This window comes from Aestuariimicrobium sp. p3-SID1156 (assembly GCF_025144225.1).
Classification (GTDB): domain Bacteria; phylum Actinomycetota; class Actinomycetes; order Propionibacteriales; family Propionibacteriaceae; genus Aestuariimicrobium.
Window position 1 is genome coordinate 1 of sequence record NZ_JALXXB010000016.1, and the last position, 16271, is coordinate 16271.

The following is a 16271-nucleotide window of genomic DNA, read 5'->3' on the forward strand; positions in this document are numbered from 1 at the left end:
TTATTGGCATTGACTTTAAGCACGCTGTTGAGTTCTCAAGAATCGGGTGCGACCCGCGCCTCAGCCTCCCGGCCTCCGCTTGGGGCAACTCGTGTAACTTTACCGAGTCGTTATCGGGCTGTCAAACCCGCCGTTTCCCGGTTGGCCGCTCAATGGGTGAACCGAAATCCACTCGTTGTTTGGCCATTCTGTAGTTGTTTGGCCGCAGTCACGACCTCACCCTTCTCGCTTCCAGTCCTGGGCCCTCGGCTGCTCCCTTTCGGAGACACGCTTCGCCCAGTCCAAGATGTGTGTGGGTGGCCCCGGGTCCGTCCTGGGCGTTTCCGCCTCGTCCGTCTCACCCTTGGGGCTTGGTAAACATTACGCGGAGGCCCCCACCTCGTCAAATCCGACTGATGTGACCTCCGTCACAGCTGCGAAGCCCCTTGTCAAGCCGCGTTGGGGTGGCAAGGGGCTCCGTTCTGGTGCGGATCAGCGCTGCAGGAGCCCGATGGTGCGCCGCCCACGGCGCAGTACCGCCCACGTGCCGGCGAGGAAGTCCTGCTCGCTCAGCACGGCATCGGTGTCGGTCACCTTCTGGTTGTTGAGGTAGGCGCCGCCTTCCTCGATTGCGCGTCGGCCGGCCGAGCGAGACGCCACGACCCCGGCACGCTGCAGGGCCTCCGCGACAGTGGGCAGTTCAGCACCCTGCAACGCTCCCCCGCCAACCTCGCGAGCCACGTGGGCCAGCGTGCTCTCCGGGAGGGAATCCAACTCTGCCCGCCCGAACAGGGCTGCAGCGGCCTGGGTCGCCGCCTCCCTCTCCTCGCGCCCGTGGACAAGGTCGGTGATGTCGTCGGCCAGTGCACGTTGTGCGGCACGACGGTGAGGCTCCGAAGCCGTCAGGGCTTCGAGTTCGTCGATCTCCTCACGGCCACGTGGGCTGAAGACCTTCAGGTACTCGATGACCTTGGCGTCCTCAGCGTTCAGGAAGAACTGGTGGAAGGCGTACGGCGAGGTCATCTCCGGGTCGATCCAGATACCTCCCCCTTCGGTCTTGCCGAATTTGGTGCCATCGGCCTTCGTGAGGAGCGGAGTGGACAGGGCGTGCACGTGGTCGCCAGTCACACGCCGGATCAGGTCCACGCCGGCGGTGATGTTCCCCCACTGGTCCGAGCCTCCGGTCTGCAGGTCGACCCCGTGGAGGCGGTGCAACTGCAGGTAGTCCATGCTCTGCAAGAGCACGTAGCTGAACTCGGTGAAGGAGATGCCGGCCTCGAGCCGCTTGGCGACGATGTCGCGGGCCAGCATGCGGTTGACCGGGAAGTGCTTGCCGATGTCGCGAAGGAACTCCACGACGTTCATCTGGCTTGTCCAGTCCAGGTTGTTGACCATGGTCGCCGCGTTCTCACCCTCGAACGAGACGAAGCGGCGAGCCTGGTCACGCAGGCGCTCCACCCAACCAGCCACAACCTCGGGCGAGTTCATCACGCGCTCGCCAGTGTCCTTGGGGTCACCGATCAGGCCAGTGGCCCCACCGACCAGCAGCACGGGCTTGTGCCCTGCGTCCTGCAGGCGGCGAGCGGTGACGAGCTGGATGAGGTGGCCGATGTGCAGGCTCGGTCCTGTCGGGTCGAAGCCCACATAGAAGCTGACCGGACCCTGGTCCATCCGCTCGGCCATGGCCTCGAGGTCGGTGGAGTGCGCGATCAGGCCGCGCCAGGTCAGTTCGTCCAGGACAGCATTCATGCCAGTCACCCTATCGGGGCTGATCACCAGCAAATGCCCGCGCCCCGGCCAGCGCCCTCGCCACCTCGTCCAACTGCTCTCGGACGCGGTCAGGGGCGGTGCCACCGCGCCCATTGCGCGAGGCCACCGATCCCTCAGCCGTGAGCACGCCCAACACCCGCTCATCCAGATGCGGGGAGATCTCGGCGAGCTGTTCGGGGGTGAGCTGCTCCAGCTCGATCCCCTGGGCTTCACACTGGCGCACCGCATGACCGGCGACTTCGTGGGCGACGCTGAAGGGGACGCGCTCGCGGACCAGCCAGTCAGCCATGTCGGTGGCGAGCGAGAACCCACGGGGGGCCAGGGTCGCCATCCGGTCGCCATCGAAGGTGAGGGTGGACACCATGCCCGCGACCGCCGGCAACAGCAAGAGGAGTTGGTCGACCCCATCGAAAATGGGTTCCTTGTCCTCCTGGAGGTCTCGGTTGTAGGCCAGCGGCAACCCCTTGAAGGTCGCGAGCAGGCCCGTGAGATTGCCGATGAGGCGCCCCGCCTTGCCACGGGCCAGTTCAGCGACATCGGGATTCTTCTTCTGCGGCATGATGCTCGAACCGGTCGACCACGCGTCGTCCAGCGTCGCGAAGCCGAACTCGTGGGTGCACCAGAGAATGACGTCCTCCGCGAGGCGGGACAGGTCGACGCCGATCTGGGCGAGTACGTAGGCGGCCTCGCTCACCAGGTCACGGGCGGCGGTGCCGTCGATGGAGTTGGGCACCGACACGGTGAATCCCAGCTCGCGGGCCACCAGTCCCGGATCGAGCCCCAGCGAGGTTCCGGCCAGCGCTCCGGAACCGTAGGGGCTGACGGCCAGGCGTCCATCGAGGTCTCGCAGGCGCTCGATGTCGCGCAACAGTGGCCAGGCGTGGGCGAGCAGGTGGTGACTGAGCAGCACGGGCTGGGCGGACTGCAGGTGGGTGCGTCCGGGCATGATGGCGCCGAGGTTGCGTTCGGCCTGGCCGCGCAGGGCCTCGACCACGCCCGCAACCTCTGCAGTGAGATGGCGGACCTGCTCGCGAAGCCAGGAGCGAATCAGGGTCGCGATCTGGTCATTGCGCGACCTTCCGGCGCGCAGGCGACCGCCCAACTCCGGTCCGACGATCTCGGTCAGGCCGCGCTCGAGGGCGCCGTGGACGTCCTCGTCAGTGGGCGACGGGGTGAAACGCCCGTCGGCCACGCGGGCATCGAGCTCGGCGATCCCCTCGTGCATCCGGGTCAGCTCGTCGTCGCTCAGCAGGCCGGCCTGGTGGAGCGCCATGGCGTGCGCGCGGGAGCCGGCGAGGTCGTGGCGGGCGAGTCTCCAGTCGAACTGGGTGGACTGGGACAGCGCGAACATCGCCTCGGCGGGGCCACCACCGAACCGACCTCCCCACAGCTTGCCCTGGTGGTCGCCGCCCGGCTGGTTACTCACGTTCTGGTCGCCTTCGTGGTGATCTGTGTTCATGGTTCCTTCCGAGTCGCCCTCAGGCGGGACGCTGCCCTGCTGCGAAGGACAATAGTTGGTCGGCGACGGAGGCTCCCCCGTCGGCATCGCTGCTGATGATCAGGACGGTGTCGTCGCCAGCAATGGTGCCCAGAACGTCATCCATCGCGGCCTTGTCGATGGCCGAGGCGAAGTACTGCGCCGCTCCCGGCGGCGTCCGCGTCACGACCAGGTTGGCGGAGGCCTGGGCGTCCAGCAGGACTTCCTGGCAGAGCTTGATGAGCTTCTCCAGGCTGGCCTGGTCCCCGGTCGGCTCCTCGCCGACCACGTAGCGCAGGCTCCCATCGGGGCCTCGTCGGCGCACCGCGCGGATCTCGACGAGGTCCTTGGAGATGGTGCCCTGGCTGACGCTGATGCCCCGCTCGGCCAGCAGGTCGGCCAGTTCGGTCTGGGACGCCACAGGTGTCGACTCCAGCACCTGCTGCACCAGTGCCTGGCGCGCGCTGCGTGAGAGGGGACGCTCAGACATCCCCCGCTCAGACATCGCCCGCGATCGCTTCCAGGACCTCGCCCAGCGCTGTGGTGAAGGCGGTCACCTGCTCGGCGGTGATGATCAGCGGGGGTGCCACGCGGAGCACCGACGGACGCGGGGCGTTGGTGATGAACCCGCGTTCCAGTAGCGCATCATTGACCCGGACGGCGATGTCACCGATGAACTGCACGCCGCGCAGCAGCCCGGCACCACGCACGTGGTCAACCAGCGGCAGTCCCTCGATCTCGGACGCCAGCTGGTCCCCGCGGGCCCGGGCATTCTCCAGCAGCTCGTCGCGCTCGATCACCGCCATCACGGCCAGGCCGGCGATGGCCGCCACGGGGTTGCCCCCGAAGGTGGTGCCATGGTGACCGGGCTGTAGCAGCGTGGCCGCTCCACCGCGGGCCAATAGCGCCCCGATGGGGAACCCATTGCCCAGTCCCTTGGCGACGGTGACCAGGTCGGCCTCGACGCCAGCGCTGGCCAGCCACTGGCCGGTGCGGCCCATGCCGGTCTGGACCTCGTCGATCCAGAGCAGGGCACCGTGCTGGCGGGTGAGCTCGCGGACGGCCTGCAGGTAGCCCGGTGGCGGGACGACGACACCGTTCTCGCCCTGGATGGGCTCCATCACGACGGCCGCCGTCTGGTCGTCCACGGCCCCGCGCAGGGCATCGAGATCCCCGTAGGGCACGAAGACGACCTCGCCCGGGAGCGGCTCGAAGGGTATCCGGTAGGCCGGCGAGTGGGTGATGGCGAGAGCAGCGGCGGTGCGCCCGTGGAAGCTGCCCTCCATGGCGACCAGCTTGGTGCGTCCAGTGAGGCGGGTGACCTTGAAAGCGGCCTCGTTGGCCTCGGTGCCGGAGTTGGTGAAGAAGACACGCGCCGTGCCGGGCTCAGCCGCCAGGACGGTGCTCACGAGGCGTTCGGCCAGGGCCACCTGGCTGGGGGTGGCAAACAGGTTGGACACATGCCCCAGGGTCGAGAGCTGGCTGGTGACCGCGGACAGGACCGCCGGATGGGCCTGGCCGAGGGAGGTCACCGCAAGCCCGGAGAGCATGTCCTGGTGGCGATTGCCCTCGGCGTCCCAGAGGTGGATGCCCTCGCCACGGACGAAGACTCGCTTCGGCGTGGCGAAGGTCTGCATCATCGCGCGCGAGTAGCGGTGGGTGATCTCGGCCTGGGCGCCCTGCCCGTCGGGGGCGTGGGTCAGCTCCGAACTCGTGAACTCCGGGTTGGTGAACTCGCTCATTGGGCACCCTCCTCAGGGTGGGCGTAGACCATCGTCCCCACGCCGTCGTCGGTGAAGATCTCCAGGAGCAGGCAGTGCTTCACGCGTCCGTCGATGATCGTCGCGCGGGGGACGCCGTGGGTGACCGCGCGCAGACAGGCCTCCATCTTCGGCACCATGCCGGAGCTCAGGCTGGGCAGCATGTCGTGCAGTTCGTGCGCGCTGAGCTGGGTGATGACGTCCTCGGAGTCGGGCCAGTTCGCGTACAGGCCGGCGACATCGGTCAGCATGACCAGCCGCTCCGCGCCCAGGGCGCTGGCCAGGGCGGCTGCGGCGGTGTCGGCGTTGACGTTGTAGACCTGGCCGTTCTCGTCCGGCGCGACCGTCGCGATCACCGGGATGCGTCCGGCCTCCAGCAGGTCACGGATCGAGTCGGCGCGCACATGGGCAACATCGCCGACCAGGCCGAGGTCGAGGTCCTCGCCATCCACCTCGACGCCACGGCGGGTGGCGGTGAGCAGGCCACCGTCCTCACCGGACATGCCGATCGCAAGCGGCCCGTGGGCGTTGATGAGCCCCACCAACTCGCGCCCGACCTTGCCGACGAGGACCATGCGAACGACGTCCATCGCCTCGGGGGTGGTGACGCGAAAGCCGCCGCGGAACTCGGAGTCGATGTCGAGACGGTTGAGCATGGAGGAGATCTGCGGCCCTCCTCCGTGCACCACCACGGGAAGGACTCCGCAACGCCGCAGGAAGACGATGTCCTCGGCGAAGGCGCGCTTGAGGTCCTCATCGATCATGGCGTTGCCGCCGTACTTGATGACGATCACCTTGCCGGCGTATTCGGTGAGCCAGGGCAGGGCCTCGATGAGGGTGGATGCCTTGCGGACCAGCGAGTCCTGGTCGTCCTGGCGTACTCGTCGGCTGGTGGTCGGGAGCTGTTCAGTGCTCATGAGGAGTAGTCCGCGTTCTCGGTGACATAACCGTGGGTGAGGTCGTTGGTGAGGATGAAGGCGCTCTGGTCGCCGGCGTGGAGGTCGACCAGGACGTGGACCTCGCGCCCGGTGAGGTCACATTCGGAGCGGTCCGCGCCGATGCCCCCCTCCTGACAGACCATCACGCCATTGAAGGAGACGTCGATCTGGTCTGGTTCGAATTCGGCGTCGGTGGTCCCGATGGCGGCCAGGGCCCGACCCCAGTTGGGGTCATTGCCCGCGATGGCGGTCTTGAACAGATTGCTGCGGGAGATGGTCCGGGCCACCTCGACGGCATCCTCGACGGTCGCCGCGTTGACCACCTCGATGGTGATCTCATGCTCAGCACCTTCGGCGTCGGCCATCATCATCCGGGCGAGCCGGCCGCAGACCGCGACCAGGGCGTCGGTCATCTCCCCCACACTGGCAGGGACCTGGGACGCCCCGGAGGCCAGGGCGACGACCGAGTCGTTGGTGGACATGCAGCCATCGGAATCGAGCCGGTCGAAGGTGAGCTTGGATGCTGCCCGAAGCGCGGTGTCCAGGTCGCCGGCGTCGATCACGGCATCGGTGGTGAGCACCACGAGCATGGTGGCAAGGCCCGGGGCGAGCATTCCGGCACCCTTGGCCATGCCACCGACCTTCCATCCGTTGTCGTGGGTGAGCGTGGCCGACTTGGGCACAGTGTCGGTGGTCATGATCGCCTCAGCCGCCGCCGCTCCCCCGTCGGGTGACAGGGCCTCGGCAGCCTGGCGCACGCCCTCGAGCAGGGTGGGCATGGGCAGTCGGACGCCAATGAGCCCGGTGGAGCAGACGACCACGTCGTGGGGATCGGTTCCCAGCAGGTCAGCCGTGACGCGTCCGGTTTCGCGGGCATCGGCCAGACCGCCGTCGCCGGTGCAGGCATTCGCGCCGCCGGAGTTGAGGACGACGGCCTTGACCTGTCCATCGGCGATGACAGTGCGGGAATGGACGACCGGGGCCGCCGTTACCCGGTTGGACGTGAACACTGCTGCCCCGTCGAAACGCGGACCCATGTTCTGCACCAGTGCGACATCGCGCTTGCCGGTACTCTTCAGCCCGGCGGCGACCCCGGCGGCGAGGAAGCCGGCGGGGCCGGTGACTCCCGGTCCACTGCCTCCAGGCCCGGGGACGTCGAGGACGAAGGTGTCGCCGGTGGCATCCGAGGAGCCAAGCCGGTCACGATGGGGAGGGTTCTGTGGCGCCATCACCGCAACGCTACTCACGGGGCCACCCCCACCATCGGCAGGCCCGAGGTTTCGGGCAGCCCGAGGGCAAGGTTCATCGACTGGACCGCGCCACCCGCAGTGCCCTTGGTGAGATTGTCCAGCGTGGCGACGGCGACCAGTCGGTTCACCGATGGGTCGACAGTCACCTGCACCAGGACCAGATTGGAACCCACCACGGACTGGCTCATCGGCCACTGACCCTCGGGCAGCAGGTGCACGAAGCTCTCCTGGGCAAAGGCCTGCTCATAGGTGGTGCGAACCTGCTCGGCGGTGACACCGCCGGTCAGAGGCGCCGTGCAGACGGCCAGGATCCCGCGGGCCATCGGCACCAGCATGGGAGTGAACGAGATGGACGGCTCCTCGGCGCCCAGGGTGCGGAGGTTCTGCAGGATCTCGGGGGTGTGGCGGTGGACTCCCCCGACGCCATAGGCGCTGGCGGAGCCGAAGAGTTCAGCACCCAGCAGGTTCGGCTTGGCCGTCTTGCCAGCGCCGGATGACCCGCTGGCTGCTGAGACCGTGACGTCCTGGCCCGTGATGAGCCCTGCCACCATGGCGGGCATGAGCGCGAGGGTGGCCGTGGTCGGGTAGCAGCCGGGCACCGCGACCCGCTTCGTGCCTGCGAGCACCTCACGCTGGCCGGGCAGCTCGGGGAGTCCGTAGGGCCAGGTCCCGGCGTGGGGGCTGTGATAGAACGCTTCCCACTCGGCAGCGTCCTTGAGGCGATGGTCGGCTCCGGCGTCGATGACCAGCACATCATCGCCAAGGTGGGCGGCTACCTCGGCCGAGGCACCATGCGGCAGCGCCAGGAACACCACGTCGTGGCCGGAGAGGTTCTCCACGGTGGTCGGCAGCACCTCGCGGTCCGCCAGCGGCGCCAGGTGCGGGTGGTGCTCACCGAGACGGGATCCCGCGCTGGAGTGCGCCGTCAGCGCTCCAATCTCGACCTCCGGGTGCCCGAGCAGAACCCGGAGCACCTCTCCCCCTGCATAGCCGGTGCAGCCGGCCACCGCTACTGTGAACATGGAATAACTATTGCACGGATGGAATAGTTATTCCAATGCGAGTCGGTGGCGGAGACGCTGCCACGCCGCGTCACGCCCGAAGCACAGCCCCGAAGCGCTCGGTGGCCACCGCCACCGCAGCATCACGAGCCGCTGCAGCCTCGCCATCAGTGAGCGTCCGATCCCCGCGGAATCGCATGGCGTAGGCCAAGGACTTCTTGCCCTCCCCCACCTGATGGCCGGTGTAGATGTCGAACAGGCGCACCGACTCCAGCAGTTCACCGGCACCCTCCACCAACGCCTTGCGGACGTCCTCGGAGGCCACCGACGACTCCACCACCAGCGCGACGTCCTCCTTGGCGACCGGGAACGGGCTCAGCGGGGCGATGGTGCCGGGCTCGGGGGCCGCCGCGATGAGTGCGTCCACATCGAACTCGACGGCGGCGGTGCGAACCGGGAGGTCGAAGGCGTCGATCACATCGGGGTGGAGCTCCCCGGCGCAGCCGATGACCTCGCCGTTGACCAGGAGCTCGGTGCAGCGCCCGGGGTGCCACGGGGCGACCTGGGCCTGGCGACGAGTGAGCTGGATGCCCAGTGCCGAGGCGCACTGTTCGGCGAGAGCGACCACGTGGGTCCACTCGGCTGGAGCGGCGGCAGCATTCCAGCTGTTGCCGACCCACCCGGCAGGCGTCCACGAGCCCGTGACCACGGCCGCCAGCAGGCGCGGCTGGTCCGGCAGGGACGCAGCCATCTGCTCCAGGTCGGCCTCCGTGGGACGGTTCTCGACCGAGGGACGCGGCGCCGCGGGTCGCTCGGCACCGATGAACACACGGCCGGACTCGAAGAGGGCCAGGTCGTCATTGCTACGGCTGGTGTTGCGGGCCACGGCGGCGAACAGCCCCGGCAGCAGGGTGGTACGAAGGTGGCCGTGGGTGTCGTCCAGCGCATTGGCGATGGTCACCAGGTCACGGCGAGGGTCGCCCTCCGGCACTCCGAGCTTGCTGATCTGCTCCGCAGAGACGAACGGCAGCGTGATCTGCTCCACGAACCCGGCGGCGGCAGCGGCAGCCAGCACTTGGCGACGCGCTTTCTGGGCCGGCGTCAGGCCGGACCCCACGCGCGAGGGTGGGGTCGCCGAAGGGATGAGGTGGTAGCCGAGCTTGCAGCCAACCTCTTCGACGTAGTCGTAGGCATCCACCAGGTCCGGGCGCCAGGTCGGCGGGACCAGGGTCAGCGAGTCACCCATGGCAGTCACGTGCACGCCGGACTTTTCCAAGGTGGCGATGACCTTCTCGCGCGTGATCGGGAACCCCAGCACCTTCTCGGGCAGGTCGGCGCGGATGTCCTGGCGCGGCATGGCGGGTACGGCACCGGCGATGGTCTCCTCGGGCAGCACGCGACCGCCGGCGAGTTCGGCCATCAGTGCGGCGGCGCGTCGGGCGGCGGCCAGCGGTAGGGCCGGGTCCACGCCCCGGTCAAACCGCTTGGATGCCTCGGAGAACAGCTTGTGGCGACGCATTGCGCGGCCGATGGTCTGGGCGTCGAAGTGGGCGGCCTCCAGCACGATGGTGCGGGTCTCGGGACCCACCTCGGTGCTGGCCCCACCCATGACGCCAGCCAGGCCGATGGGGCCGGACTGGTCGGTGATGAGCAGGTCATCGGCGTCCAGCTGGCGGGTGGTGTCGTCGAGGGTGACCAGGGTCTCCCCCTCCTGCGCCTTCCGCACCACGATCGGGCCCTGCAGCTTTGCGGCATCGTAGGCATGCAGCGGCTGCCCGGACTCGAGCATGACGTAGTTGGTGATGTCGACCAGCACCGAAATCGAGCGCATGCCGGCTTGTTCCAGGCGGCGCACCATCCACTCCGGGGTCTCAGCGGCTGGGTCGACCTCGTCAATGGTCAGCGTGACGAAGTGGGGGCATGCGGGGTCATCGAGCTGGACCGGGTGACCGGCCTGGCTCGGCTCGACGGCCACGGGACGGTAGGGGTCGCGGAAAGGTAGGGCGAAGGCCTGGGCGGCCTCGCGTCCAACGCCGCGCATGGACAGGCAGTAGCCCAGGTCGGTGGTGACGTCGACCTCCAGCACTTCGGCGCGTGCGGCCAGGACCTCCATGGCGTCGGCGCCGGGCTCAGCCCCGGGGCGGGAGGGGTCGATGACAATGATGCCGTCGTGGTCGCCACCCAGACCGAGCTCGTCGGAGGCGCAGATCATGCCGTCGGAGACGTGGCCATAGGTCTTGCGCGCAGCGATCTCGAAACCACCGGGCAGGGTGGCACCGGGCAGGGCGACGACGACCAGGTCACCGGCCTCGAAGTTGTGGGCGCCACAGATGATGCCGCGCCCCTCGACGCCATCCTCCTTGTTGCGGGGGTCCTCGGCGTCCACGAAGGTGGGGCCGACGTCGACGCGACACCAGTTGACGACCTTGCCGTTCTTCTGGGGCTCAGGGGTGCGGGAGAGGACACGGCCGATCACGACAGGACCTCTGACCTCGCCGCCGATGGTCTCGATGCGTTCGACGGTCAGGCCGGTGTCGGTGAGGCGGGCAGCCAGGTCGGCGGTCCCCACCTCGGTGGGCAACTCGACCAGCTCACGGAGCCAGGAAACGGGAACCTTCATCGGGCACCTCCGAGCAGGGAACGGCTGAAGCGGATGTCGCCCTCGACGAAGTCACGCAGGTCGGTGGCGGAGTTGCGGAACATGACGGTGCGGTCCACGCCCATGCCGAAGGCAAAGCCGGAATACACCTCCGGGTCGATGCCGGCGGCACGCAGGACGCGCGGGTTCACCACACCGCAGCCGCCCCACTCGATCCACCCCTCGGACTTGCAGGTCCGGCAGGGACGGTCGGGGTTTCCCACGGACTCACCGTGACAGACGAAGCACTCCAGGTCGACCTCGGCGCTGGGCTCTGTGAAAGGGAAGTAGTGCGGACGCATGCGGGTGCGCACATCCCCGAACATGGCGCGGGCGAAGTGATCCAGGGTGCCGCGCAGATGGGCCATGGTGATGCCCTTGTCCACGCACAGGCCCTCGATCTGGTGGAAGACCGGCAGGTGGGTGGCGTCGTACTCATCAGCCCGGTACACCTTGCCGGGGCTGACGATGTAGATCGGGGGTTCGCGGCGTTCCAGCATGGTGTGCACCTGCACCGGGGAGGTCGAGGTGCGCAGCAGCTTGCCGTCCTCGACCGGGTCGATCCACAGGGTGTCGGCCAGGGCACGCGCGGGGTGGTCCGGGTGCAGGTTGAGGGCGTCGAAGTTGAACCATTCGGTCTCGAGCTCAGGGCCTTCAGCCAGCTCCCAGCCCATCGAGACGAAGACGTCGACCATCATGTCCATCAGCGCCGTCACGGGATGCAGGGCACCGACCGGGTGGACGTCCACCGGCACGGTCATGTCCACCGTCTCGGACGCCAGTCGCTGCTCCAGCTCGACAGCCTTGAGCTCGACCTCGCGGGCGGCGATGGCCTTGTTCACCTGGCCGCGGGCCTGGCCGACGCGCTGGCCAGCCTCTTTGCGGGCCTGGGGCGGAAGGGCCCCGATCTCGCGGTTGGCCAGAGCCAGCGGGGAGCGCTCACCGGCATGGTCGAGGCGCGCAGCCTTCAGGGCGGCGGTGTCGCCAGCGGCCTGGATCGCAGCCAGTGCCTCGGCCACCATGCGCTCCACCTCGTCGGCGTTCAGCGGCGTGACCTGCACCGGGTCATAGTTCGTGTTCGGCCCGCTCATGGGTCCTCCTCGTAGATCAAGCTGTGCGGGGGCGTCCAGCTCAGGATTTCGAGCGCTGGGCGCTGGCCGTGGCATAGAGACACACCGCAGCAGCCGTCGAAAGATTGAGTGATTCGGCCTGGCCCCACATCGGAACGCCCACGACCTGGTCGGCCAGCGAGCGCTCCTCCTGGGGCAGTCCCCAGGCCTCGTTGCCCATGATCCAGGCGGTGGGGCGGGAGAGCTGGTCCTGCCGGGCCAGGTCGTCCAGGCTGGCACCGCCGCCGTCTGCGGCGAGCACCTGCAGGCCCTTGTCATGCAGGAGGCTGACCACCTCGGCCAGGTCGACGCCAGTGATGACGGGCAGGTGGAAGATGCTACCCACCGAGGAACGCACCGCCTTGGGGTTGTGCAGTTCGACTGACCCCTTGGTGAGCACGACGGCGTCGGCCCCGAAGGCGTCGGCGCATCGGATCACGGTGCCGGCATTGCCCGGATCGCGCACCTGGGCGCAGATCACCACCAGACGCGGATCGGGCACATCCGCCCACGTGGCGGACAGCTGCCGGCAGATCGCGAAGACGCCCTGCGAGGTCACCGTGTCGCTGAGCTGGTCGGCGTCCTCATCGGAGGCCAGCCACACCGACTCGGGGTCGCCGATGCCGAGCAGCTCGGCATGGCGCACGGTGTCGGTCAGGACCAGGGATTCGACCAGATGCCCGTGCAACAGCGCCTCGCGGACGGCCTGGACGCCTTCGACGAGGAAGCGTCCGGTCTCGTCGCGGCCACGGCGCTGGAGAAGACGACGGGCCGACCGCAGGTGCGAGCGCGGGATCAGTTCAAGATCCTGCGCACCCCCTGCGGTCGGCTCGTGGGTGCCAGAAGGCGGCATGTCAACCAATGACCGGCACTCAGGCAGCGGCGGGCTGGTTGTCCTTGGCGGTCTGCACCAGGGCGGCGAAAGCGGCCTGGTCAGTGACGGCGAGATCGGCCAGGATCTTGCGGTCCACCTCGATGCCGGCGTTCTTCAGACCGGAGATGAAGCGGTTGTAGGTCATGCCCTCGGCGCGGGCAGCGGCGTTGATGCGCTGGATCCACAGGCCGCGGAAGTCGCCCTTCTTGGCGCGACGGTCACGGTAGGAGTAGGTGGCCGAGTGGAGCATCTGCTCCTTGGCCTTGCGGTACAGGCGCGAACGCTGTCCACGGTAGCCGGAGGCGAGCTCGAGGACCTCGCGGCGCTTCTTCTGGGCATTCACAGAACGCTTGACGCGTGCCATGGTGGTTCTCCTTGAACGAAAGGGTGTCCGGCAGCAGGCCGGTCATGGATGGGGATGAAGGGAACGCTCGCGTCAGCGGGTCTTGTAGGCGCCGAGGAGCTTCTTGACCTTCTTGGCGTCACCCTTCTCCAGGACGGCGTCGCCATCCAGACGGCGAGTGCGGGTCGAGGGCTTGTGCTCGTTGAGGTGCATCTTGCCGGCCTTGCGGTGCATGACCTTGCCAGTGCCAGTCAGCCTGAAGCGCTTCTTGGCGCCAGAATGGGTCTTCATCTTCGGCATGGTGCCGCTCCTTCTATCACTGTTGCTCCCCCCCCTGACGGGGATGAAGGCTTGTCGGTCTGTCCTCCGGGCAGAGGATGGATCAGAGGTCGATGTCGGGGTCCATGTTGTCGGCAGGCCCCCTCTTCTTCTTGGCCGCGGGCTGGTGGGACGCACGCAGTTCGGCTTCGACCTCGCGCTCCGCGTCCTGGGCAGCCTTGCGCTCGGCCATGCGGCGGTCACGCTCGGCGGCCACGTCGGCACGCGCTTCGGTCTTCTTGCGGGTGGGCGCGAGCACCATCAGCATGTTGCGCCCGTCCAGCTTCGGAGCCGACTCGACGAAGCCGAACTCGGCGATGTCCTCAGCCAGCTTGTTGAGCAGGTTCACGCCCAACTCCGGTCGCGACTGCTCGCGTCCACGGAACATGATCGTGATCTTGACCTTGTCGCCGGCCTTGAGGAAGCGGACGACGTGGCCCTTCTTGGTCTCGTAGTCGTGCTCGTCGATCTTGGGACGAAGCTTCATCTCCTTGATGATGGTGTTCGTCTGGTTGCGACGCGACTCGCGGGCCTTCTGGGCGTTCTCGTACTTGAACTTGCCGTAGTCCATGAGCTTGGCGACAGGCGGGCGCGCCTGGGGTGCCACCTCGACCAGGTCGAGGTCGTGCTCACGGGCGAGCTGAAGAGCCTGTTCGATACGAACGATGCCGACCTGTTCGCCCTTGGGACCGACGAGTCGGACCTCGGGTACGCGGATTCGTTCGTTGATACGAGCTTCGGTGCTGATAGTCCCTCCCAGGAAGTTGGTGTCATGTGTCCCGCCCCGTGTGCTCCAGCCGGGACGCGAAAAAGGCCTCCGCGCACGCGAAGGCCTGAACGTCCACGGGGACGCGTGGGCGTCCCTTGCCTGCGACTGCTGGGATGCAGTGACAGGGGATCTAACCCGTCGAGCCGGACTCGAGGCGGGTGGAAGGTCAGGCCTTCACTTCGACTGGACCGGTCACGTGGACTGGTCACCTCGAAAGATTCTACGTCATCACGTCGCTGCAGCGAAATCGCTCCCCCGCTACCTCGCTGGCGGCGCCTGACGTCTTTCGGTCAACCTCCCCTGCGCCGGCAGCTGGCCTTGGTCGGGGTCGCCGCCGCCCTGTTCGTCACCACCCCGCAGTTCCTGTGGGAGAAGAAGGACGCGGCCGGTCATCCCTGAAGGAACATCCAGCCGAAGCCCCCGTCCTCCAGTTGCACGAGCCGGCGCCCGGCTGCCAGCTCGGCGACCAGGTCGGACTCGATCACGAAGGGGTGGGGCCCGGCCGCGTCCACCAGGAGAGCCTGGCAGGCTGCTTCACCGACCGTCGCTGCGACCTCATCGAGGGAACCGGGCACGGGGCGGGCATCATCACGCCAGGTGCGCAGGGCGTCCAGGCCGGTGAAGGCGAGCAGGGCCCGTTCCCCGGCGGCGTTCTGGACGCTCACGGCGGCCATCTCGGCGTGTCGATCGGGGTCGGGTCTGTCCATCGAGTCGCCACCGCTGGCCACGATCGGCATCAGGAGCCGCGCGCCACCCAGGGCGGCCACGGCGCGGAGGTAGGCCGTGTGGGGGTCAGGGTCCTGCGCCTCGCTTCGAGCAAGTGCCTGGCGCACCACCGGATCCGGGTCACCGGCGTCCCCCAGCCACCGCTGGTTGGGCTGGGCGAGGGTGCGAAGGTGTTCGGGAAGCGTCGGATCGGCCATGCGCCCCACCGTATCGCCCCCGCTGTGGTTGGCTGAGGCCATGGACAATGCCACGATCGCCATCATCGTCACCGCCGTCACCGCCGTGATGGCGCTGGGCTGGACCGTCCTCGGCCAGCAGCGCCTTCGAGGCACCCGCCACCTGATGCAGGGCCTCGGGCTCACCCTCATCCCCATCGGTCTGCAGCTCAGCGGCATCATGGAACTGCTCGTCAGCGGAGCGAAGGGTGTCTACCGCTTCTTCCGTGACACCACCGTCGACACCCTGATGACCGCCGGGCTGATCGTCCTGGCGCTGGGGGCGGTGCTGTTCATCGCGGCCTCCCTGGTCAAGCCCCGTACCCGCGAGGAGTCACGGCAGCTGCGTCTGGCCCGGGCGGAGAAGTCGGGGCCGGCCGTGGAAACCGGGCGTCCTGCTGCTGGCAGACGTCCCGCCGTGGGGGGCGCCGCGCCCGCAGATTCGGCGACGACAACCACCCCTGTGACGCGGGCCAAGCCTGCCAGCGCCAAGGGACTGGACGACGAGGACGCCGAGATCGAGGCGCTGCTTCGCAAGCGTGGGATCGAGTGAGTCAGGCGTCCTGGTCCCCGGCGACCCCGTCGGGGGCGATGTGGGCGTGATGGGCGTTGATCAGTGCACGAACCTCGCGCACGCGGTCCATCGCCTCCTCGCCCTCGGCCCGCTGGATGCCAAGCACCATGTAGCTGGGCTCCGGGTCGCGGTCGGTGGGGCGAAGCTGCAGGTAGGGCCAGGAGTCACCGGCGCCGAAGCTGATGCCCAGCACCTGGTCCCAGTCGAAGTGGCGGTTGATGAACCAGTTGCGCACGTCGAGCCCGTTGGCGGTCGCCACCAGGCGTGAGAAGCCGACGCCCAGCATGATGGCCCACATCACCGCCATGAAGAAGATCAGTGTGCCGATCTGCGGCCATGTGAACAGGGCGCGGATCTCCTTCTCGAGCATGAACCACAGGCCGACGAAGACGACGAGCAGCATCACGCTGAGGATGATCGAGGTGCGCAGGACCGGCGGGGAGTAGAACACGCGCCGCTCGCCGGGCTGGAGGGGATGGATCGTGGGGTTGCCCACGGGCCGGTTCTCCGGGGGGTTGTTCTCCATGTCG

At 68.1% G+C, this 16271-nt stretch carries 16 protein-coding genes; 1 reads left to right on the forward strand and 15 read right to left on the reverse strand.

Annotation, left to right across the window (positions count from 1 at the left end; translation table 11 throughout):
• Positions 1 to 471: 471 nt before the first annotated feature.
• From tyrS to M3G03_RS12395, 14 genes are all read right to left on the reverse strand, one after another.
• On the reverse strand, positions 472 to 1728 hold the full coding sequence (gene tyrS / locus M3G03_RS12330) for a tyrosine--tRNA ligase (RefSeq protein WP_259810392.1): 1257 nt from the start codon (positions 1726 to 1728) through the stop codon (positions 472 to 474).
• 10 nt (positions 1729 to 1738) lie between these two features.
• Positions 1739 to 3208: an argininosuccinate lyase gene (gene argH / locus M3G03_RS12335; protein WP_259810393.1), complete on the reverse strand. Its 1470-nt coding sequence runs from the start codon at positions 3206 to 3208 to the stop codon at positions 1739 to 1741.
• 19 nt (positions 3209 to 3227) lie between these two features.
• A complete protein-coding gene (locus M3G03_RS12340; protein ID WP_259810395.1) occupies positions 3228 to 3716 on the reverse strand; it encodes an arginine repressor in 489 nt (162 codons plus the stop codon).
• 7 nt (positions 3717 to 3723) lie between these two features.
• On the reverse strand, positions 3724 to 4968 hold the full coding sequence (locus M3G03_RS12345) for an acetylornithine transaminase (RefSeq protein ID WP_259810397.1): 1245 nt from the start codon (positions 4966 to 4968) through the stop codon (positions 3724 to 3726).
• Complete coding sequence (gene argB / locus M3G03_RS12350; protein WP_259810399.1) at positions 4965 to 5903, reverse strand: acetylglutamate kinase; 939 nt, start codon at positions 5901 to 5903, stop codon at positions 4965 to 4967. The genes M3G03_RS12345 and argB overlap by 4 nt, the downstream gene beginning before the upstream one ends.
• On the reverse strand, positions 5900 to 7153 hold the full coding sequence (gene argJ / locus M3G03_RS12355; protein ID WP_259810401.1) for a bifunctional glutamate N-acetyltransferase/amino-acid acetyltransferase ArgJ: 1254 nt from the start codon (positions 7151 to 7153) through the stop codon (positions 5900 to 5902). The genes argB and argJ overlap by 4 nt, the downstream gene beginning before the upstream one ends.
• 14 nt (positions 7154 to 7167) lie before the next feature.
• The gene (argC, locus tag M3G03_RS12360; protein ID WP_259810403.1) at positions 7168 to 8196 is read right to left on the reverse strand and encodes an N-acetyl-gamma-glutamyl-phosphate reductase; all 1029 of its coding nucleotides are present in this window, start codon (positions 8194 to 8196) and stop codon (positions 7168 to 7170) included.
• A gap of 70 nt (positions 8197 to 8266) precedes the next feature.
• Positions 8267 to 10795 carry a phenylalanine--tRNA ligase subunit beta gene (gene pheT / locus M3G03_RS12365; RefSeq protein WP_259810405.1) on the reverse strand — a complete coding sequence of 843 codons (2529 nt, stop codon included), beginning with the start codon at positions 10793 to 10795 and terminating at the stop codon, positions 8267 to 8269.
• Positions 10792 to 11904: a phenylalanine--tRNA ligase subunit alpha gene (gene pheS / locus M3G03_RS12370; protein WP_259810407.1), complete on the reverse strand. Its 1113-nt coding sequence runs from the start codon at positions 11902 to 11904 to the stop codon at positions 10792 to 10794. The genes pheT and pheS overlap by 4 nt, the downstream gene beginning before the upstream one ends.
• Positions 11905 to 11944: 40 nt before the next feature.
• The gene (locus M3G03_RS12375) at positions 11945 to 12775 is read right to left on the reverse strand and encodes an RNA methyltransferase (protein WP_259810409.1); all 831 of its coding nucleotides are present in this window, start codon (positions 12773 to 12775) and stop codon (positions 11945 to 11947) included.
• 19 nt (positions 12776 to 12794) lie between these two features.
• The gene (gene rplT, locus M3G03_RS12380) at positions 12795 to 13160 is read right to left on the reverse strand and encodes a 50S ribosomal protein L20 (RefSeq protein WP_259810411.1); all 366 of its coding nucleotides are present in this window, start codon (positions 13158 to 13160) and stop codon (positions 12795 to 12797) included.
• A gap of 72 nt (positions 13161 to 13232) precedes the next feature.
• Positions 13233 to 13439, reverse strand: a complete 207-nt coding sequence (rpmI, locus tag M3G03_RS12385) for a 50S ribosomal protein L35 (RefSeq protein ID WP_259810413.1) — start codon at positions 13437 to 13439, stop codon at positions 13233 to 13235.
• 82 nt (positions 13440 to 13521) lie between these two features.
• On the reverse strand, positions 13522 to 14217 hold the full coding sequence (infC, locus tag M3G03_RS12390) for a translation initiation factor IF-3 (RefSeq protein WP_311197555.1): 696 nt from the start codon (positions 14215 to 14217) through the stop codon (positions 13522 to 13524).
• 398 nt (positions 14218 to 14615) lie between these two features.
• Positions 14616 to 15149, reverse strand: a complete 534-nt coding sequence (locus M3G03_RS12395) for an SseB family protein (protein WP_259810415.1) — start codon at positions 15147 to 15149, stop codon at positions 14616 to 14618.
• Between M3G03_RS12395 and M3G03_RS12400 the strand changes: the two genes are divergently transcribed.
• On the forward strand, positions 15148 to 15720 hold the full coding sequence (locus M3G03_RS12400) for a hypothetical protein (RefSeq protein WP_259810417.1): 573 nt from the start codon (positions 15148 to 15150) through the stop codon (positions 15718 to 15720). The two genes, M3G03_RS12395 and M3G03_RS12400, sit on opposite strands and share 2 nt — an antisense overlap.
• A 1-nt stretch (position 15721) precedes the next feature.
• Here the strand turns inward: M3G03_RS12400 and M3G03_RS12405 are convergent, their stop codons facing one another.
• Positions 15722 to 16267, reverse strand: coding sequence for a PH domain-containing protein (locus M3G03_RS12405; RefSeq protein WP_259810419.1), 546 nt, complete (start codon positions 16265 to 16267; stop codon positions 15722 to 15724).
• Positions 16268 to 16271 lie beyond the last annotated feature (4 nt).

Excerpts from the sequence above, each read along its gene's own strand:
- tyrS (WP_259810392.1), bottom strand. The coding sequence starts at position 1,728 with ATGAATGCTGTCCTGGACGAACTGACCTGGCGCGGCCTGATCGCGCAC.
- argH (WP_259810393.1), bottom strand. The coding sequence starts at position 3,208 with ATGAACACAGATCACCACGAAGGCGACCAGAACGTGAGTAACCAGCCG.
- M3G03_RS12340 (WP_259810395.1), bottom strand. The coding sequence starts at position 3,716 with ATGTCTGAGCGTCCCCTCTCACGCAGCGCGCGCCAGGCACTGGTGCAG.
- M3G03_RS12345 (WP_259810397.1), bottom strand. The coding sequence starts at position 4,968 with ATGAGCGAGTTCACCAACCCGGAGTTCACGAGTTCGGAGCTGACCCAC.
- argB (WP_259810399.1), bottom strand. The coding sequence starts at position 5,903 with ATGAGCACTGAACAGCTCCCGACCACCAGCCGACGAGTACGCCAGGAC.
- argJ (WP_259810401.1), bottom strand. The coding sequence starts at position 7,153 with ATGGCGCCACAGAACCCTCCCCATCGTGACCGGCTTGGCTCCTCGGAT.
- argC (WP_259810403.1), bottom strand. The coding sequence starts at position 8,196 with ATGTTCACAGTAGCGGTGGCCGGCTGCACCGGCTATGCAGGGGGAGAG.
- pheT (WP_259810405.1), bottom strand. The coding sequence starts at position 10,795 with ATGAAGGTTCCCGTTTCCTGGCTCCGTGAGCTGGTCGAGTTGCCCACC.
- pheS (WP_259810407.1), bottom strand. The coding sequence starts at position 11,904 with ATGAGCGGGCCGAACACGAACTATGACCCGGTGCAGGTCACGCCGCTG.
- M3G03_RS12375 (WP_259810409.1), bottom strand. The coding sequence starts at position 12,775 with ATGCCGCCTTCTGGCACCCACGAGCCGACCGCAGGGGGTGCGCAGGAT.
- rplT (WP_259810411.1), bottom strand. The coding sequence starts at position 13,160 with ATGGCACGCGTCAAGCGTTCTGTGAATGCCCAGAAGAAGCGCCGCGAG.
- rpmI (WP_259810413.1), bottom strand. The coding sequence starts at position 13,439 with ATGCCGAAGATGAAGACCCATTCTGGCGCCAAGAAGCGCTTCAGGCTG.
- M3G03_RS12400 (WP_259810417.1), top strand. The coding sequence starts at position 15,148 with ATGCGCCCCACCGTATCGCCCCCGCTGTGGTTGGCTGAGGCCATGGAC.
- M3G03_RS12395 (WP_259810415.1), bottom strand. The coding sequence starts at position 15,149 with ATGGCCGATCCGACGCTTCCCGAACACCTTCGCACCCTCGCCCAGCCC.
- M3G03_RS12405 (WP_259810419.1), bottom strand. The coding sequence starts at position 16,267 with ATGGAGAACAACCCCCCGGAGAACCGGCCCGTGGGCAACCCCACGATC.